The sequence below is a fragment of the Blastocatellia bacterium genome, from assembly GCA_025054955.1.
Taxonomy (GTDB): Bacteria; Acidobacteriota; Blastocatellia; order HR10; family J050; genus JANWZE01.
In genome coordinates this window covers 42,944-63,271 of sequence record JANWZE010000133.1, presented here as the reverse complement: position 1 = coordinate 63,271, position 20,328 = coordinate 42,944, and the positions used below count along the sequence as shown (strand labels likewise).

Here is a 20,328-nt window from a genome sequence, read left to right as displayed (position 1 = left end):
ATAACCAGCCGAGCCTGCGTCTGGTCATCGTCCAGACGCACGAGGCCTCGTAAGTGAATTTCTTCATCGTGCTGGTGCTGAGGTTGAAAGCTCCGATCCTCATCCAAACGCACGCTGCGCCTTTAGAGCGATTTTCAGTTGCGTTTAGCTGGGGCCCCACATCTTGCGGACTAATGCATGCTGGAACCGTGCGTTCCCCAGGGTAAACTCATTCACAAACCGCTCTAAGCTCGTGGGGTTGAATAGAACGCCGATGAGGCGGATGCGGCGGGATTTTCACGGATTGATCCGCGTTGATCAGCCCAATCCGTGTCATCCGTATTCCATGAACGGCATTCAGTCAGGGGAGTTGGATAGAACGCCGATGAGGCGGATGCGGCGGATTTTCGCCGATTGATCCGCGTTGATCGGCCGAATCCGTGTCATCCGTGTTCCATCAGCTTGTTCACTTACAGCGATTTTCCATTGCCTTTACCCGGGGAGCGCCCGTCTGCGGGCTCATGCACGCTGCAAGTGTGCGCCCCAGGGTAGGTTGATTCGCAAACCGCTCTAGGCGCTGTCAGGTAAACGCAAAAAACTACGCCGCTCGTTCGACTTTGGCCGATGAAGTGCCTTCGCTCGATGGCGGCGAACCAGTTAATTGCGCCAAATGGCGCTCCAGGGCATTTAACACCGTGTTCAATCGGTTGAGTGGTTTACGCTGTTTCTGCTGCGGATACAAGATCCTTTCGATCAGATCGTAGGAATCGTCGGGGACTTGTCGAATTCTATTTAGTGCCACTTGAAGACGGGCCCGCGACAACCTAATCCCATGCTTGCGGAAGCGACCGGCAAAATGATTGAAACGTCGGAGTAACGCTTCGAGGGTTTCTTCATAACCATGCCGGGCAATAGAGAGACGATCAGCATAGTTCATCAGCTTATAAGAGAACATCTGATCATCGTCACGGCGCGGCTCGATTAACAAAATATCGGCGTGAGGATACTGGCGACGATATTTCTCTAAGCCTGAGCTAATGCGCGAGTGAACCAGAATGCGCATGACTTGATGAGCGATGGAGACCATTCCCTTCTCGCTCAAGTGCTCACCGGGTCCGCTGAGGACACGAATCGGCTTGCGACTTTTGTCATGGTAGAACGGCACCAGAGGATTGATACAAATAACCAGGTCGGCTCCTCGCTTGAGGGCTACGTCAATGTGCAGCGATTTGCGGATCGCTCCGTCTGTGTATTCGCGTCCATCAATGACGACGGGTTTGTAGAATAATGGCAGAGCAGTTGAAGCTTGCACCGCTCGTGAAATCGGCGTTGTCCGATGTTGTTCGTCGCCGAAGATAACGCGCTCACCGGTGTCCAAATCGGTGGCAGCGATAAACAACTCTTTATCAAGTTCGCGAAAATCATTGGTACGCCCTTCTTCAGGGCTAAGATTACGTCGCAGATAGGCCTCGATCCGTTGATTATCGAAGATGCCTGAGGGCAACAGCTCGTTGAATGAATCAAGGTAGCTATAGTAATCAATCGGTTGCTGCCCGAGCAGATCACGAATCCAGTGTCGCAACAGCTTCCAAGGAAACGTCAATGAACGGGAGATGGCTTCGGTATAGTTTGGATAGTAGATGTCCAACTGATCAATGACCTGGATAAAGGGGTTCTCCCGTTGCAGACCAAAGAACATATCAGCCGGCTTCACGCCGTTGACCAATAATGACCCGACAAAAGCGCCGGCGCTCAGGCCGATCACGATATCGAAGTCGGTCACGGAAAAATCACCACCGAACGCATAATCTAATGCCTGCAATGCGCCGATTTCGTATGTTGCTCCTGTCAAGCCGCCCCCGGCGAGCACCAAGGCAAGCTTGGTTTTCTTGCGCGTGTATCGTCGTTGAGTCGTTGCCTGCTGTTGAGCTAGCCGCGCCATACCGATCTCCTTTGTTTCAGCCGGTTATGAATCATCTGCTGAATTTGTTGCCGCACTTCATTGCCGAGATTATCCATGAGGAAATCATCGTTAAGGTCTTCAGGTGAAAGATGATCATACCGGATGGGTTCGCCAATATCAATGTACCACTTTGATGGCAGGGGAATAAGACCGAGCAATCCCAACCACGGGAATGTCGGCGTGATGGGAAAGTAAGGAAGATTAAACAGCTTGGCTACCACGGTCCAATTCTCGAGGATAGGGTAGATTTCTTCAGCGCCGACTACACAGACCGGCACAATCGGCGCCTGACACCGCGCAGCTAATTGCACAAAGCCGCCGCGCCCGAACCGCTCCAGTTTGTAGCGATTCTTGAAGTATTTGCCCGTGCCCTTGGCGCCTTCGGGGAAGACCATCGTCAGATGGTCACGACGTAACAACTTCTCTCCGTTCTCATGACATGCCCGCACGGCGCCGGCCTTGCACAGAATGGGACCAATCACGGGAAATGAATTGAACAGGTCATGCATGAGGATTCGAGCGATCCGATGCGCCGGGTGAAGCTCGCGTATGCCGAACTTGATCATGGCGCCGTCAAACGGCAGCGTGCCGGAATGGTTGGAGACCAACAGCACACGTCCATAGTCCGGTATATGCTCAACACCGGTCATCTCCACTCGCCACCATTTGTAGTATAAGAACTCGACCAGCGGTCGCAGTTTATCTTCAAATTCCTGATCGTAGCCGAACTCGTCTACGTCCGAGGGAACATGCGTGGCCACATTGGTTATTGTTTCGGCTAACACTGTGACGAAGCCCAGGTCTTGTAGCCGGTCAATGACCAAGGCGCCGGCTTCTCGTATCGTGGAGAGCAGCTCGGTTGTCGTGCCCACTCCTTCCAGCAAGGAGAACACGGACGCCCAGGGCCCGTCTTGCCACCCCGTCTCTCGACGGCCTGACGACGCTAGCGCCTGTTCCAACCTCGCTTGCAGTCCGTCTAACGATTGCTCCAACCGTTTCTCAAACGCCGCGAACCGCTCCTGGATGCGCGCGTCAATAACCGAGTCCCACGAAGGCGGCGTCACGGTTTCCAATCGGCTAGCTGGCGGCGCTCCCATTTGTCGGGCTTTGACGGCGGCCTTGTTGTGCCGTCGCTTCATATTGATGACTTTAGGTGCTTCTGCCATAACGAACTCTCCCGACAATGCTACGAACGTTCACTGACAATGCTATGAACGTTGACTGAGATAATCCAGCAGCGTCTGCTTGCTTGTATGCTTGGCCACAAATCCCATTTCTTTTTCCGCTTTTTCGCCGCTGGCGATACAGGAATACCGCAAATAATCTAAGTGAGCGCTGGGCGCTTCGGAGACCTTCAAGTACCACATCGCATCCACCAACGGACTGGCCACCGGACTCAACACGGGAATGGCCGTCCGCTTGGCTAAGTGTAGTACCGTGCTCAAGTACATGACGCCTCGTCCCACAATGTTGATGGCTCCCGGATAATCGGCATCAACCGCCTTTTTCAGCGCGATGAGGGCGTCTTCCTCGTGCAGAAACTGCACCAACGGATCGTAGCCCATCGCGGTTAACACAACAGACCGCTGCAAATAGTCGGTAATGTAATCAGCATGATGGCGACTGAGAATCGGACAAAACCGCAGGCTGGTGACAATCATCTCCGGCGCGCTCCGAGCCAATTTGCGCAACATGTTTTCAACTTCCACCTTATCGCGGATAAAACCATACGAGCGAGCGCCGTTCAATGGTGTTTGCTCGTCCATCAAACTGGGATTGCGGTAATCGGCTCCGTAAACCAACGTGGTTGATTGCACCACAAGCTTATGCACCGCCACGCGACGACAGGCTTTGATGACATTCATTGTGCCGATCACGGTCAGCTCGTGAGAAGTCCGTTCATCGTGTTGCGGGCTGGAATGAAACGCTAGATGAACGATGGTCTGAACTCGCTCTTTTTGCAGAATGTCGGCGATTGTTTTATCAATGGCAGGCTCGGTTAGGTCCACGTGATAATAGTGGCATTTTCGACTGGCCTGATCGAGCGGCCTAATATCCAAAACCACGATACGATGGTATCGGCGGTCTTCTTCGAGCTGACGCAACAACCGGCTCCCAAGGAACCCATGCACGCCTGTGAGGCAGACAATTCGTCGTTGTGCGCGGCTTCGGGTCTTGGCTGGCGTCGTTGCCGACATCGCGCTGTCTCCCTGGTTTAACGGTAGAATGTCAAAATCCGGTTGGCACTGACAGCCGGCGCAGCGTAGGCAGGTTGAGGAACCAACCGTTCGTGAACGGCCGACGGCTCACCCACAACCATACGCAGCGATTTGAAGAAAACACTCAACAGCCGCTGCGCCCGCCCCAACCGACCAAATTGGCTATCAGGACTGATCTTGATTCGCGCTTTACTAAACTGAATCTGGGTATCGAACAAGCCGCAATACCATTCAACTTGATTGCTTGTATCATCCAGAAACGGAACAGAAAAATGGAATGGAAAGGCCGGTGTCAACGTCCGCCCACGCGCGGTAAATACGCTCTCGCCGGCTTCTATCAATTCGAATCGCCACTCATGATGAGTGAAGCTGGCTGTGATGCGCTTCAGTTCTCGAGGCCAGCGCCAATACTGCCACCCTCCTTTGAGAGCGTGTTCGTTGTTAACGTAACTGTGGCTGACGTAGCACCCCATCTTACCGCCGAAGGTCACCAATGCGGGAAAGACAATCAATTCATCAAACGGACCAATCGGCGACTGTTCGTAATGCAGGCCGTAATACCCTCCAAGCGTATATCCGGGCAGCACGGCTTGAATGTCAAAATGTGCCGGAATCAGCGGCCGCACGCGGCCGAGGCGGAATAAATTGGCCACAGCAAACCCTGAGCCTGTGACTGTCCACGATGCGCCCGCTTGGCTCATACAGTCTTCGCCAGCCGGTCGGTTCAAGGCAGTTGTCCGACCACCGCTGTGGCCTGTCGTCAGACGGCTGCCTGAACGACCGTGTTCATTGTCGGTTGCTTGCAATAGCCATCCACGTGATACCGTTCCGAACAACAAGCAAATTCTTTTCAGAGCATTTCCAGAGAATCAAACCATACTCAACCTCAGGTCTCTGGCGCAAGGTGCAATTATCATCACTTTGAAGCCGGGGCCGCCTGCAACCTCATTCGATAATATCCCACTGTTGCTGATACCGGTCTAACTGCTCACGCGTGTAATCATCCATCGGGTGATCGCGCTCGGGCGACTCGACGTGTTTGGGTTGGTCGCACAGCTCGGTCGAGAAATAGCGGCTGCCGTGATCACAGATCATCGTGACAATTCGTTTCATCTGTGGATACCGACGGGAGAGTTTGATGGCGGCGACGACATTGGCTCCCGACGACATGCCACAAAAAATGCCTTCCTCCTTGGCCAGGCGTTTCGCCATCGTGATTGCATCATCTGACGTGACGGTAATAATTCCGTCCAACTGACTTAAATCCAAATTGCGAGGCACAAACCCGTCGCCAATGCCTTCGATCTTGTGTGTTCCCCACTGGCGATGAGACAGCAGCGCGCACTCGGCTGGCTCAACAGCATACAACTTCACAGCGGGGTTCTGCTCACGCAGGTAGCGTCCCAGGCCGGTGATCTGGCCGCCTGTGCCCTGCGTGGCGACATAGGCATCGAGCTGGCCGCCGGTTTGTTGCCAAATCTCCGGACCGGTCGTCAAGTAATGAGCTTCGATATTATCCGGATTGTCAAACTGGGCAGGAACCCAATACCGGTCTGGGTCCTGACGGCGAATCTCTTGCAGCTTTTGCAGAGCAAGGTCTACGTCCGATTCGCCTCCCGGTGTATATACCATCTCCGCTCCATAAGCTACATCCGTTTTCTTGCGCTCCTCGCTCATGCCTTCCGGCATCACGATGATACACTTGTAGCCTTTAACGGCGGCCACGAATGAACACGCGATACCGGCGTTTCCGGTCGAGCATTCTAGAATCGTCATGCCCGGCTTCAACTCACCGCGCTTTTCTGCCTCCGTAATCATGTGGTAATAGATGCGATCTTTCAGTGAGCCTGATGGGCTGAAGTATTCCAACTTGACAAGCACTTCCGCAGGTATCTCCTGGGTGACTCGATTCAACCGCACCAGCGGCGTCCGCCCGATTGCCTCCAGAATACTTGCACTATAGGTTCGATAGCGATCCCATTCAATCATTGGTGATTTATCCTCGGATGTTGATGTGAAGGGAGCATTCTGGCCGATAACGCGCAGGATTGGCAAGCGTGGGGGAACCATCCTAAACCAGTGACGGCTTGTGAGTGCGACCTATCAAAATGTGCGCAGGATTGGCAAGCGTAAGGAAACCAGAAAGCACAGAGGGAACCATCAAGTGTGGGGAAGCCAGCAAAGGCTGCGCGTCTTTTGAACCGAGGCAATCTATGTTACTATACCGCGCTGGTGAGACTATGGGGCCGTACCTATCCATCATCCTTCCGGTTTTCAACGAGCAAGACAATCTGTTGCCACTCTATCAAAAGTTAAAGGCGGCGCTTGATGCTTTGGGTTTAACCTACGAGATCATCTTCGTTGATGACGGGAGCACGGATCGTAGTTTTGAAATCCTGCAAGAACTAGCCAGCCAGGATCGCTCTGTCAAAGTCATTGGTTTGACCCGAAACTATGGGCAGACGGCGGCGATGTCAGCGGCGATTGATGCTGCCAGTGGGCAGGTGTTGATCCCGTTGGATGCTGATTTGCAAAACGATCCGGCTGACATTCCGCGATTGCTTGACGTGCTTGAGCAAGGGTTCGATGTGGTTAGCGGCTGGCGGAAAGATCGGCAGGACGCTTGGCTGACGCGAAAGCTCCCTTCGGCCATTGCAAACAAATTGATCTCGCTGATTAGCGGCGTTCCCTTACACGATTATGGATGCACGCTGAAAGCGTACCGGCGCGATGTGCTGAAGGCATTCCGGCTCTACGGCGAGATGCACCGGTTTATTCCCATCTACGCCTCCTGGTCGGGCGGACGTGTCACAGAGGTCGTCGTACAACATCATCCACGAACGGCCGGTCAATCCAAATACGGGCTTTGGCGCACGTTGAAAGTCATCTTTGATCTGATCACGATTAAATTCATGATGAGTTACATGACAAAGCCGCTCTATGTGTTCGGCACAGCCGGCTTGTTGGCTTTCAGTTTGTCCATGCTGGCCACGGTTGGCGCTGTCTATCAAAAATTTGTCCTGGGAACCAGCTTTATTCGCACGCCATTGACGCTTCTGGCCATGATCATGTTTATGCTGGGGATTCAGGTCATCTTGTTGGGACTGATTGCTGAGATGTTGGTCAGAACCTATCACGAATCGCAGAATAAGCCGATTTACTTGGTCCGAACAAAGCTCAATTTCGTTGAGCAGCCGGAGGCCTCACAAGCAGCATCGCTCAGTAAACAATCAACGGCTATTTCATCACACTAAATGAACTATGAGTAACACCCAGCTTGATGTTTTGGTGATTGCCGCACACCCGGATGATGCCGAGTTATCCGTGGGCGGCACATTGATCAAATTAGCCCAATTAGGCTACAAAACGGGCGTCGCCGATATGACACGGGGCGAACGGGGCACGCGTGGCACACCGGAGGTTCGGGCTCGTGAAGCCGCGCGCGCGGCAACGGTGCTTGGTCTGACGGTGCGTGATAACGTTGGACTTGCCGACGCGCATCTGCTGGATGAGCACGCAGCGCGCGTGGCCGTGGTGCGCCTCATCCGTCAATACCGCCCGGCTGTGGTGTTCACCCACTACTGGGACGACCCGCATCCAGACCATGCCCAAACCAGTCGGGTCGTCACGGCAGCGGCTCATCTGGCCGGGTTGGTCAATTACGATCCAGCGGCAGGCCAGGCGCGGCACCGGCCCAACGCGGTGGCCTATTTTCTCTTCCCCCATCGCGTCGCTCCGAGTTTTGTCGTTGACATCACTGACGTAGCCGCCCAGAAACTGGAGGCCATTAAATGCTACGAATCACAATTTCATAACCCGAACAGTGCCGAGCCGGAAACTATGCTCAGCGCCGAAAGTTTCCTTCGGCGCGTCGAGGCGCGACAACGTTACTATGGAGCCATCATTGATGTCGAACATGGCGAAGCCTTTTATGTCAAACAAGCACTGAACGTAGATGATCCGGTCCGATTATTGACGCGGACGATGAGCCTGTACAGTTGAAGTAGGAGGAACTATGGCCGAGCCCATCATCGTGTTGATGACCGCAGCCCACCTGGAAGAAGCTGAAAGCATTGCCCAAGAATTGGTTAACAAACAATTAGCGGCCTGCGTCAACATCGTCCCCAACGTTGTTTCAATCTATCGGTGGAAGAACCAAGTCTGCCGCGATCCTGAAGCGCTGATGATCGCCAAAACAACCCGCGAGCGATTTGCCCAACTGGAGCAAGCTGTCCGTCACGGCCATAGCTATGAGGTGCCGGAAATCATTGCCTTACCGATTGTGGATGGCTCTAGTAGCTACTTGAGCTGGCTCATCGAATCGGTCGCTTCACCTGAAACACTCTGAATGTTTTGAAGTTGAAGATTTTTTCCCTTGCCATCACCGAGAATTTTTGCTAATTTACGCGCGTCAGCTTGAGGGAGACAGGGACATTATGAATGAAACGCAATTTCCAAACATGATGGGGGGTATCCAGACGGAACAGTCACCATCGGCAACATCGGCGATGACCAGCGGCATGCCGGCCAAAGACCGCAAGACAATGACCAAAGCCGATCTGGTGGAAGAAGTCGCTCGCGTGGCCGAATTGGCCAAAAAGGACGCTCAGGTGATTGTGGAAACGGTTTTCGAGCATATCGTAGCCGCGTTGCAAAGGGGCGAAGGCATCGAGCTGCGTGGCTTTGGATCGTTCCGCTTCCGTTCGCGTGGCCCACGACAAGGCCGCAATCCTAAGACAGGCACCCCGGTCAGTATTCCGTCGAAACGGACCCCTTACTTCAAACCCGGAAAGGCGTTGAAAGAAATCATCAACGAGTAACGTCATGGAATTTTTGTGGAGTCCGTGGCGGTATCACTACGTTGCTACCGCAGAAACTGTGTCCGCTTGCATCTTTTGCCAAGCGCCTCAGCGTGAAGATCACGAAGCTTATATCCTGTTCCGCGGCCAGGAAAGTTTTGTGATCATGAACCTCTTTCCTTACACCACAGCACATCTGATGATTGCCCCGTATATGCACGTGCCGTCGCCAACCGATGCACCCAAACCGGTGACCGACGAAATGATGGACTTGGCCAAACGGTGCTTAACAATCCTGGAGCAAGTCTATCATCCGCATGGTTACAATCTGGGTATGAACCTGGGCCGCGCCGCAGGTGCGGGCGTCGCCGATCACTTTCACCTGCACGTTTTGCCACGCTGGAACGGCGACACCAATTTCATGACCACCATTGGCGAAACGCGGGTTTTGCCTGAAGACTTGGCGACCACCTATACAAAATTGAAGCCCCTGTTTTGAGCTTAAAGGGCTTCATTGTAGACGCAATACTCTTTTTCTGAAGCACCCGGCTATGCGCGACAATGCACAACAAACGATCAGATGGAAGGCAGCCGTTGGACATTGGGCCGGTATATGCGCTGATAGCTAACAGCCGCGCGGCGTCACCCGCGCGTTCTCTTTTTTGACGGGTCATTCGTATGAGCGTTGTTTTGGCGATCTTGCTGCTGCTCGTTTCTAGCCCAACCTCCCTAGAGCCTTTGCAACAAAACACCGATAATCCCCCTAGCAATCCGCTTGACCGGACTCAGCAGCAACGACCTCGGCACTTGATTCGCGGACGCATCCGTCAGCCCAGCGGACGCGAAATTGACCGCAACATCCGCTTCATCCTCCGCCGAAGCACACACGAAATCATCGGCGAAGGCTACACCGATGGGATGGGCTTCTTCGAGTTGAAGGACTTGCCAAATGGAACCTATGAGCTGGTCGTCGAAGCGGACGAACAATACGAAACGACGATTGAGCGAATCGAGCTCTACTATGACCGAGATGCCATCGAAACTCGTGACGTCTACCTGCGACCCAAAGAGCATCACGTCGCTCGGCATCCGAGGTCAGGCGTCATATCGGCGGCTGAACTGCAAAAAAACATCCCGAAATCAGCCCGGCGTGAATATCAACGAGGCGTTGAAGCATCGGCCAAAGGTCAACGAGAAAAAGCGATTCAGCACCTGCAACGGGCGCTGGAACTCCATGCCGACTTCACGCAAGCACGCAATGATCTTGGCGTGCAGTATCTCCGGATGGGTCGGCTGCAAGAAGCCTATACGGAATTCCTGCGGGCTGTCAGCTCTCAGCCAACACTGCCCGAACCATATATCAACTTAGGCTACCTGCTCACCCAACAACACGAGTATAGAGCGGCGCTCGTCCATCTGGATCGAGCCCTGCAACTGGCGCCGACTCATTGGCAGGCATTGACCTGGACTGGAGTCAGCCTGATGCAGACAGGAGAATTGGACCGCGCTGAACAATGCTTGAAGAAAGCAATTGAGCTCAGTTTCCCACCAGAAGGCGCTTTTGTGCATTTGTACTTGGCCAACCTCTATCTGCGAAAAGGAAACAAGCATCAAGCTTTGGCTCATGCTGAAGCTTATTTGAACGAATTGCCTAACGCCCCTGATGCTCAAGAGGTGCGTCGAAAAATTGAACAAATTCGAGCGCGCTGAACTCCTATGCTGCTGAGCCTTGACCAGCGCGTGCTCAGGCCCCGGAAAATTGAATGATTCTGAGCGCGTTGAACCGGTCACGGCCTGTGCCGCCCGCGCCCAGCCAGTTTGTGCCCATTTCGTCACACAGCAGCACCACCGGCGCCGGTTGTAGCCAATTGATGAGGTTGATACCAGTAGTCCGGAAAAAGGGCCATGTTTGATGAAGCGAACCGCCCTCGGTATGAGGAGTCCACCAAGGTGACCAATTTAGTGCCATTGCCCGAAGAAAGGCCATGTTTGATGAAGCGACATGGAGAGCAGGAGCAGAATTCCCAAGCCGCACGCTCCGATTTGCCGTGCCAATTTCTATGACACCGTCATGATGGTTGGTTAGGATTCGGAGGCCGTGCAAGCGGCCCCGGACAACGTTGCCAGACGTGCAACGTCCCGCAACAGCCGCGCGAGCAGCAGTGGCGCGTTGCAGACGCGCAGAGACGGGCGTGTTCGTAGCCAGCGATTGGACAGCATGAACGAGCCGATGCAGCAGCGGTGGCGCCTCCTCAAGGCGCGGTGGGGTTGGGCAGTGACGGTTCCCACAAACTTTTCATCCGTCGTGACGATCGGGAACTCGCGGGCGATTCTCCTAGCAAACACCTTGGATCAGTTGCGGCATCGCTTTTTGCTGCCAGATGGTCGGATCATGAGAATCATCATGGCCAATCAGTGAACAAATTTTGCGAGTCTCGAACGTCTTGACCGACGTGTTCTTGTAATCCTGCCACCCGCCGTCAATGGTCACCACCAGATCAATTCGAGGTCGAATTGTGAAGAAGCGTCGGCTAGAGATGTTCGCCATGACCGGCAGCAGGTCAGGCCGCACCGGCGGACTCAGATGGATCAACGTACAGGCTTGCAGTCCTATCGCCGTCGCCATATTGACCACATTGGCGCCGTGGCTGTGCGCCAGGAACCGGTACATCTGCGCCGGGTGAGCCTGACACCACTGGAGGAGCTTCTTGGCCGCTTCTCTCCAGATATTGCGCAGGCCGGTCTCGGTGGCTGCGTAGCGCCCACTCCAGAAGAAATAATCGGCGCCGCTGTACACATCGGCGTAAAGATGCTGCTTGACGTACTGGTGAAAATCGCCACCGGGAGCGTACCATCGCGGTCTCGTGTCGTCGTCTTGCGGAGCAGCGAACGTGCCGTGAATGATGACTGTCATAGAAGCGGGGATGGTTGCTGTCAAAGCTTTGACTCGACGCTTCATCTTCACCGGCTTGTCGTATCTGGCCGGCCCCATGTATCGCTTCACGAGCTTGGGATTGATCTTGGCCAGACAATGCGCCGCGACCTCGAATTCCTCCAGCGTTTTACTTTCCTTCAAGACCTTCCGCAAGATAGGAACAACGACGTGATCAGCCTGCGTGGCCTGCCAGTAGGCATAGGCGGCGCAGGCGCGAGCCAGCGGATCACGATCAAACATGCCGACGGCCAACTGGCGCAATGCCACGTCGTGGATGGTCTCTCCTTTGGTTTTTCGCAGCGCGGCTATCGCGTGCGCTTTTCGCTCGCGCGGCGACAAGACGACATCGCTAGCTTTCTTCGTCGCCTTCTTCTTCAGTATGCCATGCAGCGTCGGGGCCGTCTTCGTCACCGGCCTGGCCACGCCATGCAATTTTTCCAGCACAGGACCGGCGACGCCAAGCGCGTCAGTCTTCAACGCGTGCGGCAATTGACCTTTCGCCATTTTCTTTGGGCGTGCTTTATGAAGTTCAGCGCCGAACAGGAGCGCCTGCAACGCGCGTCGTTTTGGTGGAAGGTCTTTGAATCGGCGAAGATCTGACTGCTTCATCACTTGTTCCTCAATACAACCAAGCGACAAGAGGGAACGACTTGCAGACTGCAAAAACACCACTACCGGCACCGGCGGAGCGCCGACGTGGTAAACCAACACTGAGCAGCCTTATCTCGGCGGACGGGGCTTGGCTCGACGCTGCAAAAAACTGAGCAGCGGTTCGACGGCCTGAGGCACGTTCAGGTCATCGAAGGAAACATGATAGAGACCTTCGCTCGTTTCGACCGTCAGTTCGTAGGTCATCGCGTCAGGGGTTTTAGCCGGTCGAGCTTTTTTGATTGTCTCCAGCTTACTCCGCTTGACCAGCGAGCGCAGCGTTTTGGCCTCATCGCCGGGCAACTGGTTTGTGTCCAGCTCGCATTCCATGGTCAGCCCTGCAAAGCCCCCAGATTGTCGGAAAGTCACCTTCATCGCTTCACCTTGTGTGTCAGTGACCGCAAACGGTCACACGTAAATCCCTACAGCCGCCCAAGCGGCTTTCACTGCCTTTTGTTCTTTACTGCCCCTGCCGTAGTCTGCCCCTGCCACCAGATAAGTGGTTTGAGCGGCTTCTTGGAAATTGCTTTTGGCGTGTAGCTTTCTCATTGTTTTGTACCAGATCGAGCCGGCTTTTTCCCAGGCATACCCACCCAGCTCGATCGCCACTCGGTAAAAAGCATGATTGGGAATGCCGGAGTTGATATGTACACCGCCGTTGTCAGCTTGTCCAGTGTATTTGTGCTTGATGTGTTTGGGCTGTGGGTCAGTGCCCAGGATCGGATCATTCTCGTAAGCTCTCTCAGCTTTCATAGTTCGGATCGCCTTGGCCGTGACGCCAGGCCCCATGATTTCATCACCGATGAGCCAGTTGGCCTGCTCGACCGTTTCTTTCCTGCGCCACTGTTCGATCAGCGTGCCCATCACATCGGCGAAATGCTCGTTAAGCGCGCCCGGCTCGCCCTGGTAAATCAGATTGCATTCATACATCAGGACGCCATGCGTCATTTCATGGCCAGCTACATCCAATGACTTGGTGAACCCAACGAAGATGGTTCCATCGCCATCGCCGTAAAGCATCTGCTCGCCATTCCAAAACGCGTTATTGATACGGCGACCGTAGTGCACACATGCGATTAGCGCCATCCCCTGGTCGTCAATTGAATTCCGATTGAATACTTTCTTGTAAAAATCGTAAGCGTGCCCCGCGTTGTTGTAAGCCTCATTGACAGCCTGATCTTTCACTTTCCGCTCTCCCTCAGACCGCGCCAACTTGCCGGGCAGTGGAGACCGCTTTTGCTTCATGTCATATATCAGACGATACTTGGTCGCTGCCGGTGAAGGAATCGCAGCCATGATCGGCAGCGTACGTAAGGTTGCCCGCATGGCTCGCGCTTCTGCTCCCACCGCGATGGTATCAACGGCCTGGCGGCGAATCTGCGGGTCTGGTGATTCGATCATGTGATCGAGGATGTGCGGTGGAACGAAACAATGAAATGGAGTGCGACTGCTCTGCATAGTTCCTCCTTGGGATTTGTTTGGACAGTAAGCGCTGATAGTCAGCATGCCAAGTGAAATGCTTCGTGCCATAGAGATGCAGGGTAGCGCCAAATCATCCGCTGGTGACTCAGCTCACATGGCCTGGATCAACCGCCTTACGCGGATTGCCAGTGCCACTGGGAAGGCCCCGCTGGTGACTCACTTACACAATCTGGATCACACACTGGATTGGAAAGTGGTCGCTGTAGCCTTTCTTTGTATGGCGATCAAATGGTCGCGGACGACCGCTTGGCGTGGTCATCATCGGCGGCGTGAAAATCTCCACTGACGGCAGATTCAACTTCAACCCTTGTTCGCCATAATACAACCCACGCGAGATGATGAACTGATCCAACAGGTTCATCGTATGTGATGGCTTCGGCGTATCCTGATCGCCACCGAAATAAAACGAACCTGTGTCAGATTGACCCAAGCTCGCCCACATACAGTTAAACAAGTACGCTTTCTTGCCAAGATAGGTCTTGGCTGTAGGAATTTGATTGCCGCCGCTGCCCTTTTTGATAGCCTCTTCGAGCAGATCGAGGTCTTTGGTCGCTTGCAGATATTCAAGCAGACTTCGATCAAACGGCTCGTCGTTGAAATCTCCCATGACAATCACATTTCGGTTCCACAGTGTGTTCAAATGAGTCAGACTGGCTGGCGTATTGGGCAACGCGAGGAAATCGTCGCGCTTTAGTTTTAGATATTGATCAATCAGCCGACCACAATGTTCAGCCACGGTGATCCGCAGTGGCTCGGTCTCCCACCGACCCTGTCGGCGCGACGGCCAATGGTTCACCAAGACGCGCAGCTTGGCTTGATTCGCTTTGACCGTTAGCGGCACTTCAAAAATATCACGGGTCGGATAGCGCAGGTGCACAAGGTGACTGGCAGCTCCTTGATCCTGTTGAAAGACTCGATCGGAGTAAATCAGTGAGACATCAATCCCGCGAATATCAGGGCTATCCTGGTAGGCGGCAACCTTGAGGTCGGTCCGACCGGTCGCCGCAATCAACCGGTTGACCAACGCTTCATTCTCAATCTCGCATATCCCGAGCAAATCCGGCCCTTGCCCGCCGTGCATGAGATTGATGATCTGGGCGAGGTTGTTGATTTTGGCGTCGAGCGCGGCTTGAGTCCACCCGTGAGCCGGCGTAAATTCCATGTCCGCGGCGATTGGCGATGCTGTGATGTCAAACAGATTTTGCAAATTCCAGAATGCGACTTTGATGTCAGTCATATCTGCTCCCTTGTTTCATCCCAACTTCGATTTGATGTCAGTCAAACCTGCTCCCCTTTTCATATCTGCTCCCTGTTTCATCCAAAATCCAAATAAACGCGGTGGATGACCGGCAAGCACTCGCGTCGTTTGGCGGCTGGTTGGCCTTCAGTTCTCTCACAAGAAGCTCCATCGGAACATGTGAGCGCATGTTCTGCCCTCGTCATAAAAGACGTAAATCAACGGGAAAAATCCTTCACGCCGACAAAAAACTTTTTCATCAGGAAGCATGAGTCTCGCAGATCAAAAGGGTCGGAGGAGGCGAGGCGGCCGTGGTCTCCAGCGCGTTGACCGCGCAGCATCACGTTATTGGTTCGTTGCACGCGCTTGCAAGCGGGCGTTGTTCCGATGACATCGCCGCTGATTTGTGCTACTTTACGTTTACTCCAACAACTGACGAATAACCAATGGGAGGTTATAAAAATGCATAACCCGTTTGACGCACTCGCAGTTTTGCATGGTTCGATTCATTACTACCGTCTTCATCGCCTAACGGAGCTGGGCTTGTCCGATCTGGGGCGCCTGCCCATCTCAATCAAAATTCTTCTGGAGAATGTTCTACGAAATTGTGATGGTCATCTGGTCACCGAAGATGACGTCACTGCATTAGCGCGCTGGCAACCTCAGCCTGAGGCGCGCGAGATCCCATTTATCCCGGCACGTGTCATTCTGCAAGATTTCACCGGTGTGCCCTGCGTTGCCGATTTAGCAGCGATGCGGACCGCCGTGCACCAACTTGGCGGCGACCCGAAACGCATCAATCCGGTCGTGCCGGTTGATTTGGTGATTGATCACTCGGTTCAAGTTGATTTCTTTGGCTCAGCGACAGCCTTCCAAGCGAACGTGAAGTTGGAATACGAACGCAATCGCGAACGCTACATGTTCTTGCGTTGGGCGCAGCAAGCCTTCGAGGGATTCCGCGTGGTTCCGCCGGGCACGGGCATTGTGCACCAAGTGAATTTAGAATACCTGGCCAGCGTCGTCCAGCTCCGCCATCTGGATGGCCGGATGGTGGCCTTCCCTGATACGCTCGTGGGCACTGACTCGCATACGACGATGATTAATGGACTGGGCGTGCTCGGCTGGGGTGTCGGCGGCATCGAGGCTGAGGCCTGCATGCTGGCTCAGCCGCTTTACATGCTCATCCCTGAAGTCGTGGGCTTCAAGCTCACCGGCGAATTGCCGCAAGGGGCGACCGCCACCGATCTGGTACTGACCGTCACCCAGATGTTGCGCCAGAAGGGTGTTGTCGGCAAGTTCGTCGAATTCTACGGGCCGGGCTTGAGCCGGTTGAGTCTGGCCGACCGCGCCACCGTGGCTAACATGGCGCCGGAATACGGCGCGACGATGGGCTTCTTCCCGGTTGATGACGAAACGCTCAATTACCTGCGCTTGACCGGACGAAGTCATGAGCTGATTGATCTGGTCGAACGCTATTGCAAAGAGCAAGGACTCTGGCGCACCGATCAGATGTCAGACCCGATGTTCAGCGACACAATTGAACTAGACATGAACACTGTTGAACCATCGCTCGCTGGGCCGCGCCGGCCTCAGGATCGTGTGCCGCTGCGCAACATGAAATCGTCGGTGCACGAGGTGCTCCCGACGTTCCTGAAAAACCGTGCCACATCGCCTCAGATTGAGGTTCAGATGAACGGTAACAAAGATACACTGACGGATGGTTCAGTGGTCATTGCAGCGATTACCAGTTGCACTAACACATCGAATCCATCGGTGATGCTCGGTGCCGGATTGCTGGCCAAGAAAGCTGTCGAGCGTGGATTGAAGGTCAAGCCGAGCGTGAAAACTAGCCTGGCGCCCGGATCACGTGTGGTGACGAATTATCTGGAGAAAGCCGGATTGACGCCCTATCTGGATGCATTGGGATTTCATCTGGTCGGCTATGGGTGTACAACCTGCATCGGCAACAGTGGGCCACTACCAGAGCCTGTGGCTAAAGCAATCAGAGAACACGACCTGGTCGTCGCGGCTGTGTTGAGCGGCAATAGGAATTTTGAAGGGCGCATCAATCCGCTCGCCAAGATGAGTTACCTAGCGTCGCCTCCGCTGGTCGTCGCCTATGCGCTGGCCGGAACAGTGAACATTGATCTGAACAACGAGCCTATCGGCCACGATCAAAACGGCCAGCCCGTCTACTTACGCGACATCTGGCCATCGCAGGACGAAATTCGTCAGACGATGAGCAGTGTCCTGAGCCCGGCCATGTTCCAAGAACGATATGCAAGCGTCTTCCAGGGCGATGAACAATGGGCGGCATTGCCGGCTCCTACAGGCGACCTCTACCAGTGGGACGCGGATTCGACTTACATTCAACAACCGCCGTTTTTCCAGAACCTCACGCCGGAGCCAGCGCCGCTGGCCGATATTCACGGTGCGCGGGTGTTGGTGATGCTCGGCGATTCGGTCACCACAGACCATATCTCGCCGGCCGGTTCAATTCCCACTACGACACCGGCTGGCCGTTATCTGATCGAGCGTGGCGTTGAGCCAAAAGACTTCAACAGCTACGGCGCGCGTCGCGGCAATCATGAAGTCATGGTTCGTGGCACGTTCGCCAATATCCGACTGAGGAATTTGCTCGTCCCCGGCACGGAAGGCGGCGTGACGATTCATCTGCCCAGCGGCGAGCAGATGACGATCTACGAAGCTTCGCTCCGGTATCAGCAGGAGAGGACGCCGCTGCTGGTCATTGCCGGCAAGGAATATGGCGCAGGCAGCTCGCGCGACTGGGCGGCCAAAGGCACATTCCTACTGGGCGTGAAAGCCGTCCTCGCGGAAAGTTACGAACGCATCCATCGCAGCAATCTTGTCGGCATGGGCGTGCTGCCGCTCCAATTCAAGCCGGGCGAAAATTACAAGACGCTCAGCTTGACCGGTCAAGAAATCTACGACATCGAAGGTGTAGCCACGCTGACGCCGGGTAAAGAAATCACGATTCGAGCGCGACGCGCCGATGGCAGCGAAATCATTTTCACGGCTGTGGCTCGGGCAGACAGCCGCGTCGAAGTAGACTACTATCGGAACGGCGGCATCTTGCAAACAGTGCTGCGGAAAATGATGACTCAATCGCTCAACGCTTGAGGGTCCCGCCTGACGGTGGCACCAGTGGCCACGGCCGCGACAGCAAAGGTGACGACAAGTCCGAAGCCAATACGATATCCAAACCCAACCCAGGCCACTGAGGCAGGCGGGAACGATAAGCATGTGTATGTCGGAATCGAACGTCGAACGATATAAATCCTAAATTGAAGGCTGGCGGCGACGGCTTCGACAAAAACGGCAAGCCGCCGAGCGACGCCAGCAGCAAGCGTGGGCTTACGCTCAACGCATTGCCCAATTTCTGGCTGAACGATACCGCGTGCGACGGGTGATCTTATTTGGCTCGGTTGTAAAAGACCGACTTCAGCTTGATTCGGATATTGATTTGGCAGTCGAACGGCTAGACCCAGCAGAATACTTCCATGCCTTGGCCGAGGTGAGGGAGCTGACCGATATTCCAGTTGACCTGAAACCGCTTGAGAGCTGCTACGGCTATTTTCAGCGTCGAATCAAAGCGGAGGGGGTGGCGCTCTATGAAGCAACATGAACGCTGGCTGACACTGGCTGCAGAGATTGAAGATGAACTGCGCTTTGTGCGCAGAGTTGCTCAAGAACTCCAACACGTGTGGGAAAAAGCGCAGTCGGCTCCCCCGGAAGATCATGGCCACTTTCTGGAAAGTGCTGCTTTGCAGCTTCATAATTTTTTATACCGGCTGTGAACGGCTTTTTGAGAAGATTGCCGTGGAGATCAATGGCGGTCGGCCACGCACGTTCGATTGGCAGATTCGACTTCTTCAAAGCATGGCGTTGGATGTCCCTCAAGTCAGACCCGCCGTGATGAGTCTGTCATTAGAAAAACAACTTGCAGAATATCTTGGATTCCGCCATGTCGTCAGAAACATCTACGGGCTTGAGCTGGACCCGGATCGAATTGCCCGGCTCGTCCAAAAGATCAACCAGGTGAGTGCCCAATTGACCTCGGAAATCGAGCAGTTTGTGGCTTATCTGAGAGAACTGGCCGCAGGCGTTGAAACCAACAATGAATGATCACCACCCCATGATCTCTGGAACTGCCATCGTAGCCAGCGCAGCAGCGACTGGTGAAACCAACGATGAATGATCACCACCGCATGAGCTGCGAGATGACTTGCATGGCGGGTGGATCATCGGGGAACATCACCGGCAGTTCCTTGGTGCGCACTGTTCTGTCGCCAACACGTTTAACCATTGCTTTGACCGGGCAACCGCAGGCGCTGTAGATGAACGTGACTTCACGTTCGGCGCCGTCCGGCCATATATCCCGGACCAGCGTGTTGGAGCCTTGAATCCGGGCATCCAGCACCGACGCCGGATTGTTCGAGCCATCCACGACCAGCGACTTGCCTGCTCCATTGTCAATCAAAATGCCGAGATTCTTCGGACCGCCCACGCGCGCGCCGGGCAGGATACGAGCTTGCCATAGGATTTCGCCTGTCTTTTTGAAGACGAGCGAACCGAGTCCCGGCTTTTCGCTGCTCACGTGCATGGACATGTGTAGTTTTCCGTCCGGTGTCGGCCCGCCGTAAGCATCGAGGATGGCAAACGTGCGGCCCTGCCCGTCATCAGGCACATAGCGTCGTTCAATGTATTGAAGCGCCTCGGCGATGGTGGGGACACGGGGACCGAAGTCTAACTGCACGGTCACCATGACGGCTTTGGCAACTTCCATCGTCTGCATGGCCGGCGCGCCTGATGGTGGAGTAGAGACAGCCGGTTGAATCGCGCCATCGGCGCTGGTTTGCGCCGCCGGCGGCGCTGCAACCGGTGAAGACGATGCTGTGGGTGACTGTTTGGTGTCGGCACAAGCGGTGCTCAATACCCCTGCCACAAACCAGCCGGCAACCATGCGCAGCAAGGCGCTCCAGGCCACTCTGTCTGCGGATTTTCCGTTTCGGCAACAGACGCTACTGGAGAGCATAACCAAACTC

Annotated in this window: 20 protein-coding genes; 10 read left to right on the top strand and 10 right to left on the bottom strand. The window is 54.6% G+C overall.

Features of this window, described 5'->3' with window-relative positions:
• Window positions 1-577: 577 nt before the first annotated feature.
• From NZ823_16590 to cysK, 5 genes are all read right to left on the bottom strand, one after another.
• Window positions 578-1,921 (bottom strand): patatin-like phospholipase family protein, encoded by a 1,344-nt coding sequence (locus tag NZ823_16590; GenBank protein MCS6806746.1) that lies wholly within the window; start codon window positions 1,919-1,921, stop codon window positions 578-580.
• Complete coding sequence (locus tag NZ823_16585; protein MCS6806745.1) at window positions 1,909-3,108, bottom strand: acyltransferase family protein; 1,200 nt, start codon at window positions 3,106-3,108, stop codon at window positions 1,909-1,911. Before NZ823_16585 ends, NZ823_16590 begins: the two co-directional genes overlap by 13 nt.
• A 42-nt stretch (window positions 3,109-3,150) precedes the next feature.
• Window positions 3,151-4,140: an NAD-dependent epimerase/dehydratase family protein gene (locus NZ823_16580; protein MCS6806744.1), complete on the bottom strand. Its 990-nt coding sequence runs from the start codon at window positions 4,138-4,140 to the stop codon at window positions 3,151-3,153.
• A gap of 17 nt (window positions 4,141-4,157) precedes the next feature.
• Window positions 4,158-4,862: an acetoacetate decarboxylase family protein gene (locus tag NZ823_16575; protein MCS6806743.1), complete on the bottom strand. Its 705-nt coding sequence runs from the start codon at window positions 4,860-4,862 to the stop codon at window positions 4,158-4,160.
• A 244-nt stretch (window positions 4,863-5,106) separates the two neighbouring features.
• Window positions 5,107-6,150, bottom strand: coding sequence for a cysteine synthase A (cysK, locus tag NZ823_16570; GenBank protein MCS6806742.1), 1,044 nt, complete (start codon window positions 6,148-6,150; stop codon window positions 5,107-5,109).
• 251 nt (window positions 6,151-6,401) lie between these two features.
• On the opposite strand from cysK, the gene NZ823_16565 reads away from it, so the two are divergent.
• The 6 genes from NZ823_16565 (at window position 6,402) to NZ823_16540 (ending at window position 10,670) form a co-directional block, all read left to right on the top strand.
• Complete coding sequence (locus NZ823_16565) at window positions 6,402-7,415, top strand: glycosyltransferase family 2 protein (GenBank protein MCS6806741.1); 1,014 nt, start codon at window positions 6,402-6,404, stop codon at window positions 7,413-7,415.
• Window positions 7,416-7,422: 7 nt separating this feature from the next.
• Window positions 7,423-8,163, top strand: a complete 741-nt coding sequence (gene bshB1, locus NZ823_16560) for a bacillithiol biosynthesis deacetylase BshB1 (GenBank protein MCS6806740.1) — start codon at window positions 7,423-7,425, stop codon at window positions 8,161-8,163.
• A gap of 13 nt (window positions 8,164-8,176) precedes the next feature.
• On the top strand, window positions 8,177-8,509 hold the full coding sequence (locus NZ823_16555) for a divalent-cation tolerance protein CutA (protein MCS6806739.1): 333 nt from the start codon (window positions 8,177-8,179) through the stop codon (window positions 8,507-8,509).
• Between the two features lie 88 nt (window positions 8,510-8,597).
• Complete coding sequence (locus NZ823_16550) at window positions 8,598-8,981, top strand: integration host factor subunit beta (protein MCS6806738.1); 384 nt, start codon at window positions 8,598-8,600, stop codon at window positions 8,979-8,981.
• A gap of 4 nt (window positions 8,982-8,985) precedes the next feature.
• Entirely contained in the window at window positions 8,986-9,459 is a 474-nt protein-coding gene (locus tag NZ823_16545) for an HIT domain-containing protein (GenBank protein ID MCS6806737.1), read from the top strand.
• A 179-nt stretch (window positions 9,460-9,638) separates the two neighbouring features.
• On the top strand, window positions 9,639-10,670 hold the full coding sequence (locus NZ823_16540) for a tetratricopeptide repeat protein (GenBank protein ID MCS6806736.1): 1,032 nt from the start codon (window positions 9,639-9,641) through the stop codon (window positions 10,668-10,670).
• A gap of 625 nt (window positions 10,671-11,295) precedes the next feature.
• Here NZ823_16540 and NZ823_16535 read toward each other — a convergent pair.
• The 4 genes from NZ823_16535 to NZ823_16520 all read right to left on the bottom strand — a co-directional run bounded on the left by NZ823_16535 (window position 11,296) and on the right by NZ823_16520 (window position 15,262).
• Entirely contained in the window at window positions 11,296-12,504 is a 1,209-nt protein-coding gene (locus tag NZ823_16535; GenBank protein MCS6806735.1) for a hypothetical protein, read from the bottom strand.
• 111 nt (window positions 12,505-12,615) lie between these two features.
• Window positions 12,616-12,873, bottom strand: coding sequence for a hypothetical protein (locus NZ823_16530; GenBank protein ID MCS6806734.1), 258 nt, complete (start codon window positions 12,871-12,873; stop codon window positions 12,616-12,618).
• 78 nt (window positions 12,874-12,951) lie between these two features.
• A complete protein-coding gene (locus tag NZ823_16525) occupies window positions 12,952-14,001 on the bottom strand; it encodes a M4 family metallopeptidase (GenBank protein MCS6806733.1) in 1,050 nt (349 codons plus the stop codon).
• 184 nt (window positions 14,002-14,185) lie between these two features.
• The gene (locus NZ823_16520) at window positions 14,186-15,262 is read right to left on the bottom strand and encodes a hypothetical protein (protein MCS6806732.1); all 1,077 of its coding nucleotides are present in this window, start codon (window positions 15,260-15,262) and stop codon (window positions 14,186-14,188) included.
• A gap of 462 nt (window positions 15,263-15,724) precedes the next feature.
• Here NZ823_16520 and acnA point away from each other — a divergent pair, with 462 nt between their 5' ends.
• The 4 genes from acnA (at window position 15,725) to NZ823_16500 (ending at window position 19,408) form a co-directional block, all read left to right on the top strand.
• Entirely contained in the window at window positions 15,725-18,403 is a 2,679-nt protein-coding gene (gene acnA, locus NZ823_16515; GenBank protein MCS6806731.1) for an aconitate hydratase AcnA, read from the top strand.
• Window positions 18,404-18,650: 247 nt separating this feature from the next.
• Entirely contained in the window at window positions 18,651-18,908 is a 258-nt protein-coding gene (locus NZ823_16510; protein ID MCS6806730.1) for a nucleotidyltransferase domain-containing protein, read from the top strand.
• Window positions 18,895-19,080: a hypothetical protein gene (locus NZ823_16505; protein MCS6806729.1), complete on the top strand. Its 186-nt coding sequence runs from the start codon at window positions 18,895-18,897 to the stop codon at window positions 19,078-19,080. Before NZ823_16510 ends, NZ823_16505 begins: the two co-directional genes overlap by 14 nt.
• A 22-nt stretch (window positions 19,081-19,102) precedes the next feature.
• Window positions 19,103-19,408 carry a hypothetical protein gene (locus NZ823_16500; protein MCS6806728.1) on the top strand — a complete coding sequence of 102 codons (306 nt, stop codon included), beginning with the start codon at window positions 19,103-19,105 and terminating at the stop codon, window positions 19,406-19,408.
• Window positions 19,409-19,481: 73 nt separating this feature from the next.
• Here the strand turns inward: NZ823_16500 and NZ823_16495 are convergent, their stop codons facing one another.
• Entirely contained in the window at window positions 19,482-20,318 is an 837-nt protein-coding gene (locus NZ823_16495; protein ID MCS6806727.1) for a hypothetical protein, read from the bottom strand.
• Between the last annotated feature and the right edge of the window lie 10 nt (window positions 20,319-20,328).